The sequence below is a fragment of the Sphingobacterium sp. CZ-UAM genome (assembly GCF_002000245.1).
Classification (GTDB): Bacteria; Bacteroidota; Bacteroidia; order Sphingobacteriales; family Sphingobacteriaceae; genus Sphingobacterium.
Genome location: NZ_MTCM01000001.1, coordinates 850458 through 864241, shown reverse-complemented (window position 1 = coordinate 864241; position 13784 = coordinate 850458). Strand labels below are relative to the sequence as shown.

Annotated in this window: 11 protein-coding genes; 7 read left to right on the top strand and 4 right to left on the bottom strand. The window is 39.9% G+C overall.

Going from position 1 to position 13784, the window contains the following annotated elements:
* Nucleotides 1-133: 133 nt before the first annotated feature.
* Together BWD42_RS03680 and BWD42_RS03675 are read left to right on the top strand one after the other, a co-directional pair.
* Nucleotides 134-718: a Crp/Fnr family transcriptional regulator gene (locus BWD42_RS03680; RefSeq protein ID WP_077433238.1), complete on the top strand. Its 585-nt coding sequence runs from the start codon at nt 134-136 to the stop codon at nt 716-718.
* A gap of 61 nt (nt 719-779) precedes the next feature.
* The gene (locus BWD42_RS03675; protein WP_077433236.1) at nt 780-1475 is read left to right on the top strand and encodes an alpha/beta fold hydrolase; all 696 of its coding nucleotides are present in this window, start codon (nt 780-782) and stop codon (nt 1473-1475) included.
* An 85-nt stretch (nt 1476-1560) separates the two neighbouring features.
* On the opposite strand, the gene BWD42_RS03670 is transcribed toward BWD42_RS03675, so the two are convergent.
* Nucleotides 1561-2121, bottom strand: coding sequence for a TlpA family protein disulfide reductase (locus BWD42_RS03670; RefSeq protein WP_077433234.1), 561 nt, complete (start codon nt 2119-2121; stop codon nt 1561-1563).
* Between the two features lie 364 nt (nt 2122-2485).
* Here BWD42_RS03670 and BWD42_RS03665 point away from each other — a divergent pair, with 364 nt between their 5' ends.
* Nucleotides 2486-3769, top strand: a complete 1284-nt coding sequence (locus BWD42_RS03665; RefSeq protein WP_077433232.1) for a pepsin/retropepsin-like aspartic protease family protein — start codon at nt 2486-2488, stop codon at nt 3767-3769.
* Between the two features lie 82 nt (nt 3770-3851).
* Here BWD42_RS03665 and BWD42_RS03660 read toward each other — a convergent pair whose 3' ends face one another.
* From BWD42_RS03660 to BWD42_RS03650, 3 genes are all read right to left on the bottom strand, one after another.
* Complete coding sequence (locus tag BWD42_RS03660; protein WP_077433229.1) at nt 3852-4073, bottom strand: hypothetical protein; 222 nt, start codon at nt 4071-4073, stop codon at nt 3852-3854.
* A gap of 38 nt (nt 4074-4111) precedes the next feature.
* On the bottom strand, nt 4112-6529 hold the full coding sequence (locus tag BWD42_RS03655; protein ID WP_077433227.1) for a heavy metal translocating P-type ATPase: 2418 nt from the start codon (nt 6527-6529) through the stop codon (nt 4112-4114).
* A 169-nt stretch (nt 6530-6698) separates the two neighbouring features.
* Entirely contained in the window at nt 6699-8954 is a 2256-nt protein-coding gene (locus BWD42_RS03650; protein WP_077433225.1) for an ATP-binding cassette domain-containing protein, read from the bottom strand.
* Nucleotides 8955-9025: 71 nt separating this feature from the next.
* Here BWD42_RS03650 and BWD42_RS03645 point away from each other — a divergent pair, with 71 nt between their 5' ends.
* The 4 genes from BWD42_RS03645 to BWD42_RS03630 all read left to right on the top strand — a co-directional run bounded on the left by BWD42_RS03645 (nt 9026) and on the right by BWD42_RS03630 (nt 13552).
* Nucleotides 9026-9445 carry a MarR family winged helix-turn-helix transcriptional regulator gene (locus BWD42_RS03645; RefSeq protein ID WP_077433223.1) on the top strand — a complete coding sequence of 140 codons (420 nt, stop codon included), beginning with the start codon at nt 9026-9028 and terminating at the stop codon, nt 9443-9445.
* Between the two features lie 174 nt (nt 9446-9619).
* Nucleotides 9620-10717, top strand: a complete 1098-nt coding sequence (locus tag BWD42_RS03640) for a DNA alkylation repair protein (protein ID WP_077433221.1) — start codon at nt 9620-9622, stop codon at nt 10715-10717.
* A gap of 137 nt (nt 10718-10854) precedes the next feature.
* Nucleotides 10855-12405, top strand: coding sequence for a M20/M25/M40 family metallo-hydrolase (locus tag BWD42_RS03635; protein WP_077435739.1), 1551 nt, complete (start codon nt 10855-10857; stop codon nt 12403-12405).
* Nucleotides 12406-12658: 253 nt separating this feature from the next.
* Nucleotides 12659-13552: a metallophosphoesterase gene (locus tag BWD42_RS03630; protein ID WP_254846168.1), complete on the top strand. Its 894-nt coding sequence runs from the start codon at nt 12659-12661 to the stop codon at nt 13550-13552.
* The last annotated feature ends 232 nt before the right edge of the window (nt 13553-13784 follow it).

Genomic DNA, 13784 nt, shown 5'->3' with positions numbered 1-13784 from the left:
GTGATGTATTACGAAGGTAATATTTTTTATAGTCAACTAAAAGAAGACATAAGATTCAATACTACGACATACTATTAAAAGTTTTCAATAATTTTAATACAAAATTATTTTTGGCTTAAAATTATTATCAGCTATGATTGAGATTGTAAACGAATACACTAAGTTTGGACCTTTATTTTTGGTCGATGAAGAACACTATGCTGAATTTTGTAGTTATCTCAAACTTGCAACCTATAAAAAATCAGATTTTTTTTTGAAAGAAGGCGAAAAATGCCAATACCTAGGTTTTTTAAAAACCGGTTTTATGCGGACCTTTTATATCAATGATAGCGGAGAAGATGTAACCTTCAATTTCCATTTCGACAATAACTTTTTTACCGATTACGAAAGTATTCTTTGTGATACCAAGTCTCGTATGAATATTAAAGCGGTATCAGATGCTGAAGTAATACTTCTTCACAAAAATGACCTTCAAAAACTCTATCAAAAGGATGTTTATTGGCAAGAATTTGGACGAAAGATGACCGAAGTTATTTATCTCGGGGCAAAAAAGAGAATTGAAGAGTTGTTATATTACTCACCAGAAATACGTTATAATAATCTACTGACCGAAAATGCACAGATATTTCAGCTCGTGGCCCAAAAGCATATTGCCAGTTATCTCGGTGTTAAGCCACCCTCATTGAGTAGAATCCGACGGCGAATTTTAAAACGTTAACTTAAGTTAATGTCTTTAATAACAACTTAAACATATCTTTATCCTATAAACTTCAACACATATGGAAAATCAGAATGTAACAATTATTTTAGTCCATGGAGCCTGGGGAGACGGATCCCATTGGAGACATGTTATTACGAATCTTCATGCGGAAGGATATACGGTACGAAGCGTACAAAATCCATTGACATCTGCCGAAGACGATATCCAAAAGACCAAAGATTTGATCGACCTGCAAGCTGGTAAGGTTATTTTGGTGGGTCACTCTTATGGTGGTGCAGTAATATCCGCCGCTGGACATCACGAAAAAGTTGTCGGATTGGTGTATATCGCAGCCTTCGCACCAGACAAAGGCGAAAGCTTGGGTGGCATCTTCGGCCGTAGAGAACAGCCATCCGGTGCAGCAAACCTTGTTCCAGATAAAAAAGGATTTATATGGATCAACTATGATAAATTCCACGAAAGCTTCGCTCAAGATTTAGACGACAAAGAGGCGGTCACGATGGCTTTGGCACAGAAACCGACACATGGAAGCATTTTCGCCGCAGAGGCAGGTGAACCAGCGTGGAAAACTAAACCCAGCTGGTATCAGGTATCGGACGAAGACAATATGATACCGCCAGCGACTCAACAAGAAATGGCCGAACGAATTAATGCGCGAAAAATTATTCATTTACCGACCAGTCACGCTTCACTAGCAACCCATCCAAACGAAATTACAGCATTGATCAAAGAGGCTGTTGCAGCAGTATCCTAAGTCAAGAATTACAAAAAGAGCTAAATAGGCTTTAAACCTATCTAGCTCTTTTTTTGCTTGCGAGTTGCACAATGCTTTAATAACCTTAATTTGCTTTTGTCAGTTCTTCTAAAGCTTTAGCAATCTCAGGTGCAGCATAATCTCTGCTACCTTCCAGGCGTTCTACAATTTTTCCATTTTTATCCAGGATAACTGTTGTTGGAATGGATCCACCTAAAAATTCTGGAGGTATCTCTCCAGCCGCTGTATATAACGGTAAATCATATTTATTCTCCGTCATAAATGCAGTCGATTGATCAATGTCATTGTCTACATCCACCATGATGAATTCAATATTTTTATTGTCTTTGAATCCTTGCCTTAATGTGTTGATGGACGGCATTTCATGTATACATGGCGGACACCAGGTTGCCCAAAAATTGATAAAAACAACTTTTCCTTTCAATGCACTCAGCGTAACCACATTACCGGCTTTATCCTTAAAGGAAAGGTCAGCAACCTTAGGGGCCTCAACTTCTTTAACACCTTGCTCTTCTTCCACTTTGGGTTTGTTAACTTTTATGGCGTTTCCACAGGCAGTCAAAATACTTACTGTAATAATAAAAAGCCCAAAACCTGTAATAATCCTATTAAATTTTATATTCATTATAACATATATAAGTTTCTATATTTTAAATATTTATACGCAAAAACAAAACCTAGTTACGATTTATTTACCCTAAGCTCTCCCACAGGTGAATATTGAGGCTGTCTCAAAGCCCAGAAATCGCCCCTTCTGTCAGCGCTTTGGTTCCATTTTTTATTGGAAGGATGTAAACAATACAAGAATAAACATTAAAGAGAATAGTAAGGTGTTGCCCATAGCTGCTGAGAATACTAGATTTAACTTCTGCCCATTAATGGCTAAAATAAGCTTATTTGTGCAAGGACACAAGCAACTTGTATTATTTTATTTGTTTTTAAAGACCAATCCTTATCTTTAACGATATCAAACCCAATAGGATCTCTTTATGAACAGATTGGCTATACCACTCAAAAAAAATATTGTGCTCTGCTGCCTAATGATACTTTTTGCCCTGACAAGCTTTAGTCAAAATAGGCCCACGATGTTTGATAAGGTTTATGAGCAAATTAAACTTAAAAACTTTTTTCGTGCGCGGGATCTTTTCGAATCATACAGCAAACATATAGACACTGAAAAACAAAATATTATCCTCATATTTCTCAACAATGCATTCAACAAACCGATGATATCCAATCAGAAGATCAACACATTTTTTCAGTCCGGATCTTCACAACCTGATTCCCTAATACTAAAAATATACCGCGTCCAAGAAGACAATTTTGTTAAACTACACGACTATAAACAAGCACAACAGGTTGTATTGAAAATAATCAATAAATTCAAGCAACAGCTTTCTACGGATGAAAAGGCTGACCTGGAAAATAACCTAAAAATCTGGACAGCCCTAGCCGCTGTAAATCCGCAAAAAACCGTTATTCATTCCGACACACGTATCAAAATAGAAAGAGATAAAGCAGGATTAAAAAACCTACCCGTAGACATCAATGCTGTCCGTACAAACTTTATTTTTGATACAGGGGCCAATTTATCCACTGTCTCCCTTTCTAATGCCAAGCGTTTAAATATGCAAATTATCCCGGCCAATATAGCTGTTGACGCGATTACCGGGATTTCCATCAAGGCCGACCTCGCGGTCTGTAAAAAACTGAATTTAGGTAATATCACTATTGAGAACGTTATCTTCCTGGTTTTTGCTGACAGCGCGCTTCATTTCCCTCAGCTTAATTACCAGATTAACGGTATATTGGGATATCCCGTTATAGAGGCACTCAGGGAAGTGCAACTTACACAGGACGACTATTTTATCGTCCCTAAAGTTGAAACAAAAAACGATACATTATCCAATTTAGCCATTAACGGCCTATCACCACTTATTAATATCGAGGGGCAACATTTTACATTTGATACCGGAGCCGAGCAAACAATACTTTATGCAGCCTTCTACGAGCAATCTAAAAAGAAATTTGATCAGCAGTATACTACGACAAAGATTAGAATGGGCGGTGCTGGCGGAACAACCGAATATAGCGGATTTAAGATTGATCCTGTCTTTCAAGTCATGGGCAGGTCCATTTCACTTAAAAATGTCAGTTTACTCACGGCGAAAATTGATAAAGAGACAGTTTACGGCAATATTGGTCAAGATTTAATCCGTCAATTTAGCAAAATGACGATCAATTTTGATCAAATGTTTATACGTTTTGAATAGCAGCTCCCTGCATAGCAATATGCATACAAGCGAGAAAGTCGTCCCTTATCCGCGACGACTTTTTCTGATTCCTGCGCTCAATTTATTCAACAAGAGGTGCGGCTATGAAACCTTTTCTTTTAATGATTTCAATGACTTCCTCTTCAGAGATACCGTTCGATTTCACTGATAGAATTTTATCGCTGTTTGACGTATCCACGCTCCATTCGCAGATCCCAGCGGCATTGTCTAGATCCGCACTCACTTTTGATACACAACCTCCACAGTTGAGGTTTGTTTTGAATTGAATATTTTTGTTTTCCATGTTATTGAATTTTAATGTTATTATTTATGATTACTTATCTATTTTTTCCATTTTAAACGTAAGCTATTGCTGACGACACTAACGCTACTCAAGGCCATTGCCGCTCCAGCGAGCATGGGATTCAAAAGAAAACCATTAATTGGGAAAAGTATACCTGCAGCAACCGGAATACCGATGACATTGTATATAAACGCCCAGAACAGATTTTGTCTGATGGTGGCCACCGTTTGTTTGGATAGCCGGATCGCTTGCGGTATTTTAGTCAAATCCGAGGAGATAATGGTCATTTTTGCAACATCCATAGCGATATCACTTCCTTTCCCCATCGCGATACTGACATCTGCTGTTGCCAGCGCAGTGCTATCATTGATACCATCGCCAACCATCGCCACCACCTTTCCGCGTTGCTGGAGTTCTTTCACAAAATCCGCTTTCTGCTGGGGCATTACTTCGGCTTTATAATGCTTAATGCCCGTTTGTTCTGCAATAGCTTTGGCTGTAGATTCATTATCACCAGTGAGCATATAGAGTTCAATACCCATTTCCTGCATTTCTTGTATCGCCAACACCGAGCTGTCTTTAATTTTATCAGCAATCGCGATGACCGCTAATGCTTGGGTACTGTTAGCAAACCAGATAACCGTTTTTGCGGCTGCGCTCCATGCTGTTGCCTGCTGTTGCAATTGCTCTGCCACAGCGATTCCATTTTCCATCAAAAGTTTTCTGTTACCTACATAGTAGGTGTCCGAACCATGATTGGCTTTTGCGCCCTTACCGGTAATACTATCAAATCCCGATATTGATGTCGCCGATACAGCACTAAGGTGGTTGACTACTGCTTCTGCAAGCGGATGTTCCGATTGTTTCTCTATACTCAATAATATCGCGCTCGGGCTGTCATCTTCGTTCAACCAGCGGATACCTGTCACCTGTGGCCTACCTTCGGTAATGGTACCGGTCTTATCCAATACAATGGCATTTACACGCTTGGCAAGTTCTAAGCTCTCGGCATCTTTGATCAGGATACCATGCTCTGCTCCTTTACCTACACCGACCATGATCGCAGTCGGTGTTGCTAGTCCTAGCGCACAAGGACAGGCAATGACCAATACCGTCACTGCAGCGAGCAGCCCCTGTACCACCGCATTATCGCCGCCCAGGATAACCCACAATGCAAAAGTCAATATGGCAATACCAATCACTACCGGAACAAATATTCCAGCAATCTTATCAACCATTTTCTGCACCGGAGCCTTGCTGCCCTGCGCATCTTGTACCATCTTAATGATCTGCGCCAGCATCGTCTCCTTACCGACTTTAACTGCGCTGAATCGGAAGCTACCTTTTTGATTAATCGTTCCGGCAAAGACCTTCTCATTTTCTTTTTTTAGTACGGGAACAGGTTCGCCGCTCAACATGCTTTCATCCACATAGGAGTCGCCCCAAATGACCATCCCATCCACGGCAATTTTCTCTCCGGGTTTGACCAGAATAATGTCTCCGGCTTTTACGGCTTCTATAGCGACCTCGCGTTCAGACCCATCGGCTTGTATGACTACTACTGTTTTGGGCTGTAGTCCCATCAACTTTTTTATAGCCGAAGAGGTGTTACCTTTTGCTTTTTCCTCCAATAATTTCCCTAACAAAATAAAAGCGATAACCACTGCAGCAGCTTCGAAATAGACATGCGCATGCAGACCACGCTGATGCCAGAAATCGGCAAATAACATATTGAAAACACTGAATATATAGGCGATTCCCGTGCTCAATGCCACCAGCGTATCCATATTTGCGGATCGATGTTTGGCTTGTTTCCACGCATTGATAAAAAAGTCCTTACCTAACCAGAGTACCACAGGTGTTGCAAAAAACCACATGATTGGATTCGCATAAGGCATATCCATAAAAAACATACCGATCACCACCACAGGCAGAGAAAGGATAATCGCCCAGATTGTTTTGGTTTTAAGGGCCCTGAATTTTTCAGCGTGGATAGATTCCAAAGTTTCCTGTTGTGTTGCTTCGTCTTCCACTAACAGATCGTACCCCCCGGCCTGCACTGCTTTTTGGATTTTGGTCGCATCAGTGATATTCGGAAGATATTCTACGGTCAAGTTTCCGGTTGCAAAATTTACGGATGCATTCACTACACCTGGTTCGTATTTTACCATACTCTCTGCACTGCCTGCACAAGAAGCACAAGTCATTCCCAGGACAGGAAATGTTTTAACTACTGTAGACACGCCATAGCCAAGATCCTTTACCGCTTTCACCGCACTGGCTACAACCTCATTATTTTTGACCGTAATAGCCGCCCTATGATTATTCAGCTCAACTTTGTGGCTTTCTATCCCTTTTATTTGGGCCAGTTCTTTTTCAACAATTAATGCACAGTGTTCGCTGTCCACATCTTCCAAAGGAATATAAATTGTCTCGTTATAATTATTTGTAGCCATATCTGTATGTTTTAATCTTACATTACAAATTTGGCTACAAACCTGGAGGATATCGTTACATAATTACAGAATTGATTTGTAATATTATGGCCTATTTTCTGTCCTCCAATTTTTAAATGAAGAATGAAAATTCTAACCAAGTACAGCAGTATGGGCTAGCCTTTAGATGCTAGGCCATTTTTAAATGTTTTCTTAGATATACCGCCGTCGGTGACGTCTTATCCCTCAATAGATGGGCCACAGTTCCTTCGAAGAGCAGCTTACCACCATATTTACCAGCTCCGGGACCAATATCTATAATCCAATCCGCCTGGGCAATAATATCAAGATTATGTTCGATCACAATAACAGTATTCTTATTTTCCACCAATCTGTCTATAAAGTCCAGTAGCTTTTGGGTATCCGATGGATGCAATCCCGTACTTGGCTCATCGAGAACGATAATGCCGTCACTGTGGTTGAGTTCCCGTGTCAGTTTCAAGCGCTGACGTTCACCACCGGAAAAACTATCCAAGCGCTGTCCTAAGCTGAGATAACCGAGGCCTAGACGAGATAACATGTTAAATACCCCATAGAAAGGCTCCTCCGGAAAAAATACAGCTGCCTCTGCAACCGTCATATGCATTATATCGACTATATTTTTGCCTTTATAATCATAATCTAGTATCTTGGGCGTAAATCCTGATCCATGACAGCGCTCACAGACCTGCTCAATATCATCCATAAAAGCCAGATCAATTCGCTCAAGCCCTAAGCCCTTGCAATTTTCGCATGCACCTAAACTATTTCTACTGAACAGTTTATCAGATACATTATTGGCCTTTGAAAAAAGTTTCCTGATAATATCTGATAAATTAAGATAGGTAAGTAGATTTGAGCGCGCGCTGGAAGCAAATAACGCCTGATCAACGACGGTCACCTCTGGATAATATATGGGCAAAATTTTATTGATCAGCGTACTCTTACCTGAACCGGCAACACCTGTAACCACCGATAGTACCTGTTTTGGTATCTTCACATGGATATTCTTCAAATTATGTAAACTCGCGTTTTTAATCTCCAGGTAACCTTGGGCTTGACGTGGATGCTGATTAAAATCAAAACTTTGGCTAAAATAAGATCCCGTTTTTCCTTTTGAATATTGAAGTCCTTCAAACTCACCTTCGTAGACTATTTCACCGCCCGATTTTCCGGATTCTGGCCCCATATCGATAATCCAATCTGCAATTCGGATGAGATCCGGATCGTGTTCTACAATAATTACGGTATTGCCCTTTTCTTTGATCTGTTGAATAATGGTCGCGATATTTTGCAGATCTTTAGGATGGAGACCAATACTAGGTTCATCAAAAATATAGAGTAAATCAGTTAAACTATTACCGAGATTACGTACCATCTTGATGCGTTGCGATTCCCCTCCGGATAAGGTATCTGTCCGTCGATCTAAAGTCAGGTACTGGAGGCCGATATCGATTATATGTTGCAATTTTTTCCTCAGTTCGTCTAATAAAACACCATAGGTTTTGGAATTTATCATACCCACAAAATCGAGCAGCTCGTCCACTGATAGCGATGCACAATCTGCGATACTTTTACCTAATATTTTACACGATAGCACCTTACTATTTAGTCTTTTACCACTACATGCAGGGCAGCTTTTTTTAATTATGATACCTTTGAGAGCTTCTTTACGAGTCCTGTTCTCCCTCGAATCTTTTTTTAAAAATGCTTTTTCTATACGCGGAATCAGGCCTTCATATTTCACTGTCTTTCCCCACTGTTTGTCTGGAGATTTGGGCTTATGTTCCACTGCATTTAGGAGCATCTCCAGCTCGGATTTGTCATAATCTTTTAATTTCTTATCATTGTCAAAGTATCCAGATAAGGTATATCGCGTTAAACGCCAGCCGCCAGGCTGAAATGTCGGAAATGTTATTGCACCTTCATTCAAAGATTTTTCCATATTCAAGAGCTGGGTAATGTCAATTGTCTGTACAAAACCGAGGCCTTCACATTCCCGGCACATGCCAAGCGGGTTGTTAAATGAAAACACATTGGAATATCCTACAAATGGAGTACCCATTCTTGAAAAAAGCAACCGTAGTGAACTATAGATATCCGTGGCTGTACCTACGGTAGAGCGGGCGTTTCCTCCTAGTCTCTTCTGATTGATAATAATAGGTACATTCAAATGTTCAATCTTATCCACTTCGGGGACACCGATATGCTGTAAGCGGTTTCGGATAAAACTGGCCTGAGTTTCGTTAAACTGCCGCTGTGCTTCTGCGCCAATTGTTTCAAATACCAAAGATGACTTTCCCGAACCGGATACACCTGTGAAAACAATGATTTTTCTTTTAGGAATATGGAGCGATATATTCTTTAGATTGTTTTGCTTTGCATTTATAATAACAATATTATCCATTTTAATTATCTTTGATATTAATTAACCAAGTTAAATATAATACTTAACAAAGTTAACTAAAGTATTGTTTTATGAATAAGAGTGAAACCAGTTTCTATCAAGTCTTTACAGACCTACAGTGTTTTATATTGGCCAATATGAATCGAGGAAATATCCATGGGGTGACGGCTACACATTACAATTTAATTGAATATGTTTATAGGCATCGCGGGGTTACAGCGAAGCAGATTGCTGAAGCCTTTCAAATTAGTCAGGCCGCCGTTTCCAAGCAGCTTAAATTTTTGACGGAAAATAAATTGATTGAGCAACAGCAATCCGCGGCCGATCGTAGATTTTTTGAGCTGACCGTGACCGATGCAGGTCGGTATATCATAGATAATTCAGAAAACTTCCGGGAAGGTATGGCAAAAAAAGCCTCGCGGACACTCACAAAGGAGGAGTTGAAAACACTTACTTCACTTCTTTATAAGCTCATGCAACAAGTAAAATAGGGATGCCATTGTTTCGTATTGCTATTGACAATCTGTTGTCATCTACGGCTGCTAATTTTGCCTATCGTTTACAACTTATCAAAATGATACTTTATTCAAGTAAATGTTGTTATACGATGCCATACTGCATGTCGGTATGTAAATTAAATATATGCTGAACTATATATACTATTTATGAGTCTTATAAAGGATATTTATTCCAGGAGTTTTTATCAACTACTTGCTGATCAATTTGGTCGTGTAAAGTCCGATTTCGATGGAGAGCAATTTATCACAAGAATCTTCAGCAGTAATTTCGACCATATGGAATGGAAGCAAAGGACCAAACATACGACACAAACTTTGCATGAATTTATGCCGTCCCATTTTCCGGAAGCAATAGCGTTAATCACTCAGGTTGTCGAGAATTTGATTGCGGCTGGATATTCCGGTGGGCTTGAATTTATGATATTCCCCGATTACATCGAAACTTATGGCATTGATCATTTCGAAACCTCCGTTAGATCGCTTGAAATAATCACACAGTTCATATCCTGTGAATTTGCTGTCCGCCCCTTTATTATCAAGTATAAACAACAGATGATTACCATAATGGAACAATGGGCTTGCAGCCCGCATGCACAGGTACGTCGCCTGGCAAGTGAAGGTATTCGCCCACGACTTCCATGGGCTATGGCGATACCCTTTTTGAAGAAAGACCCGGCTCCCATCTTACCCATTTTGGATTTACTGAAAAATGACCTATCAGAAATGGTTAGAAGAAGTGTCGCCAATAATTTAAACGATATCTCTAAGGATCACCCGGATATTTTGTTGACCATTGCAAAGAACTGGAAAGGGATCGGTAGAAATACTGACGGAATTATTAAACATGGCTGCCGTACCTTGCTAAAACAAGGACACCCGGAGATTTTGTATTACTATGGCTTGGACGGTAAAGATTTCGAGGTTTCTGATCTTCAAATCGGGACACCTTATGTGAAAATTGGAGAATACCTTACTTTTTCATTTCAGATCGAAAATACCCATGTACACTCAAAACCACTTCGGCTGGAGTATGGATTGTATTATCAAAAATCAAATGGCCTAATGTCCCGCAAAGTTTTTAAAATTAGCGAAAAGACCTATCTATCGGCTGAAAAAAATAGGATTGAACGCAGACAATCATTTAAAATAATTACAACCAGAAAATTCTATATTGGCAAACATAAGATTTCAATTATTGTCAATGGCAGGGAAACATTGGAGAAGGAATTTGAATTGGTTGAATAATTTTCAGTGAATAGATGTGCTGATTGATTAGGGTTAGAGCTTCCAGCTAAAACAAAGTGGTGGGTAGGATGTTTTTATCCATAGGTTCCTGTCTAAGATGACATTGATTTAAAGGTTTCACCACAAACAACATGGTTATGAAGAAGCTACTTTTGGTGCTATTGCTATTACTGATTGTGATTTTTATTGGTCTATTGATCAACACATTAGTCTTCCCTTTCGCCAAAACAAAAAAATCCGATACACCAGCATTTAAGCCCTCTTCCGACGATAGTACCTTATCCAGATTAGCTGGGGGAATTAAAATACCATCGGTTTCCAATAGTGACCCTAATCTATTTTTATATGCCCCATTTGATACTTTTAAGCAGTATATCGCAGCGACTTATCCCCTTCTTCATCAGCAATTGGAGGTCTATACGGTTCATTCTTATGGTTTAGTTTTCAGACTTAAAGGCAGCAATAACAACTTATTACCCCTCCTATTTTTATCCCATTACGATGTTGTTCCCCCCGGCTCAGCTGAAATTAAAAACAAGTCCGAACAGATCTTCCGTCCATCAGATCCCCCTAGCCCTCCAGTCACCGCAATAGCTGAAGATTGGGATTATGCTCCTTTTTCAGGCGTTGTAGCGGATGGTCGGATTTATGGGCGAGGGACCTTAGACATGAAAGGGATGCTCTTTGCGTTGCTTGAAGCTATGCAAAAAATAGTGCTGGATGAGCAAAGACCACAACGTGATATCTATCTCGCTTTTGGTTTTGATGAGGAAGTAGGTGGCAAACTCGGCGCAAGCGAAATAGCCGCCGATTTTAAGGGTAAGGGACTTCGGTTTGAGGCTGTCTACGATGAAGGTGGACTCATTTTGGAACAGGGATCTGTTAATGGAATAAATTCTGATGTAGCATTAATTGGCTGTGCCGAAAAGGGATTCCTGTCTTTAAAAATTAAGGTTAAAGGCTTAGGTGGGCATTCTTCAATGCCACCTTCGGAAACGGCTATTGGCAAAGCAGCGGTGATCATGCAGCGGCTTGAAGAACAACAGATGAAACCAATGATCAGCCCCCTTATTCAGCGTTTTTTTCAGCAGATTGGCGGTTCAATGCCATTTGTTTCCCGTTTTGCCATCGCAAATAAATGGTTGATGGAACCGCTGCTACTTGCCCAGTTGACTAAAAATCACGCTACAAATGCTTTGGTCCGCACCACAACGGCTCTTACCATGATGAAAGGTAGTGATGCGCCCAATGTACTCTCACCAGAAGTCGAATTTGTTGTCAATTTTAGGTTATTGCCTGAAAATACAATTCAGCAGGTGCTAGCTCATGTTAAGAAAGCGACCAGGGGTTTTGATGTCGAGGTAGAACAAGTGGATAATGCCCGAGAGGCATCCAATGTATCTCCTAGTGATACTAAAGCTTACCAGATGATGGAATCTTCGATCCGAAGGTTATACCCAGATCTGATTGTCACGCCATACCTTACCGTCGGTGGCACAGATGCCGTCAAATACCAGGAACTCAGCAAAAATATTTACCGATTTATGCCCATCAAAATCAATCATTCCGAACAACAGAGCATACACAGTACCAATGAATATATCAGTGTCGAAAACTATATGAAAATGATTTCGTATTTCTATTATATTATGCGTAATTATGATGAGCCAACGCCTTTATCTAAATAAGACCGATCAGTCCCATCCTATGGTTTTCTGAATTTCAAGCAATCGTGTGCGATCAGTTTCCACTTTTAAAAGTCAAAAAAAACGTATGTTTGTAATAACCACTGATTAAACAAAAAAATCAGAAATTAATAGCACAGTCATGTGTCTGCTGTTATTTTTGATTCAGAGGCCCAATAGCATGTCGCTAAGATATAAGTAGAGAAATATAACCAATTGGATGCCTGATGGTATCACAAATCTTAAAAAACTCAGAATGAAAATTAAAATCATATTTTTATCACTCTTATCTGTTCTTTTCTATAATAAAGGTATTGGCCAACAAAAGAACAGCCCCTTGAAAGTTGGCTTAATAGCAGACCCTCAATATGCGGATCAGGACACAAAAGGGAGTCGATTCTACCGTAATTCACTTTCGAAATTAGATTCAGCAACAAAAGCTATCAATACAGCCGGAGTGGATTTTACGGTTATGGTGGGAGATTTAGTCGATATGGGAACAAAAGATCTGGCTCCAGCCTTACAGCGCCTGAACAAACTCAATGCGCCAGTCTACAATTTGCTGGGCAACCATGATTACGTCAATGTAGAAAAGGGAGCCACACTCTACAAGGCCTATTGCATGCCAGCTCCCTATTATACTGTAGAGAAAGAACATTGGTTATTTGTTCTCCTCAACACCAATGAACTCAGCGAATATGCAACTACAGCGACCTCAGCAGAACGCACGGCATGGCAATCTTTAAATAATCGGCTAAAACTTGAGCAACGGAAAAATACTCAGCCATGGAATGGCGGGATCAGCATACAACAGCTTAAATGGTTGGAAAAGCAGCTAGAAAAAGCAGAAAAGGAATCCAAAAACGTTATCATTTTCACCCATCATCCTTTATTTCCAGAGAATGGACTTGAAGCACTAAACAACAGAGATATATTAGCGCTTATCGAAAAATATCCTGCTGTGAAGGCAGTTATCTCGGGACATCATCACCCCGGCAACTTCGATTACTATAAAGGGATTCCTATGATTACCCTTGAAGGAATGATTGAAACCAACAATGAAAATGCTTTCGGGGTTTTGGAACTATCCCCAGGTCAAATAGAACTGAAAGGTCAAGGTCGCATGACCTCCAGAAAATTTAAATTTTAATACGATGACTTCAACCTTGATGCTATTCAATCTCAGATTTCGCATTCCCTTAAGCAAGCCTTTTTTCCTTTGATAACGCATTCATGGATTGATATGTTGGATAACTCATTGCCAAAGTGTTAGCTTACTGTTAAATTAGATTCGATTCAAATTACAATTAGATGCCTATAAAGAGGCAGAAAGCTAAGTTTTAAAATTATCTTTAACCTGCTAAATATAATGAGCAACGGAT

Bases quoted from the DNA above. Each gene is read 5' to 3' on its own strand.
- BWD42_RS03640 (WP_077433221.1), top strand. From the start codon at position 9,620: ATGAGTCTTATAAAGGATATTTATTCCAGGAGTTTTTATCAACTACTT.
- BWD42_RS03680 (WP_077433238.1), top strand. From the start codon at position 134: ATGATTGAGATTGTAAACGAATACACTAAGTTTGGACCTTTATTTTTG.
- BWD42_RS03675 (WP_077433236.1), top strand. From the start codon at position 780: ATGGAAAATCAGAATGTAACAATTATTTTAGTCCATGGAGCCTGGGGA.
- BWD42_RS03670 (WP_077433234.1), bottom strand. From the start codon at position 2,121: ATGAATATAAAATTTAATAGGATTATTACAGGTTTTGGGCTTTTTATT.
- BWD42_RS03650 (WP_077433225.1), bottom strand. From the start codon at position 8,954: ATGGATAATATTGTTATTATAAATGCAAAGCAAAACAATCTAAAGAAT.
- BWD42_RS03635 (WP_077435739.1), top strand. From the start codon at position 10,855: ATGAAGAAGCTACTTTTGGTGCTATTGCTATTACTGATTGTGATTTTT.
- BWD42_RS03630 (WP_254846168.1), top strand. From the start codon at position 12,659: ATGAAAATTAAAATCATATTTTTATCACTCTTATCTGTTCTTTTCTAT.
- BWD42_RS03655 (WP_077433227.1), bottom strand. From the start codon at position 6,529: ATGGCTACAAATAATTATAACGAGACAATTTATATTCCTTTGGAAGAT.
- BWD42_RS03645 (WP_077433223.1), top strand. From the start codon at position 9,026: ATGAATAAGAGTGAAACCAGTTTCTATCAAGTCTTTACAGACCTACAG.
- BWD42_RS03665 (WP_077433232.1), top strand. From the start codon at position 2,486: ATGAACAGATTGGCTATACCACTCAAAAAAAATATTGTGCTCTGCTGC.
- BWD42_RS03660 (WP_077433229.1), bottom strand. From the start codon at position 4,073: ATGGAAAACAAAAATATTCAATTCAAAACAAACCTCAACTGTGGAGGT.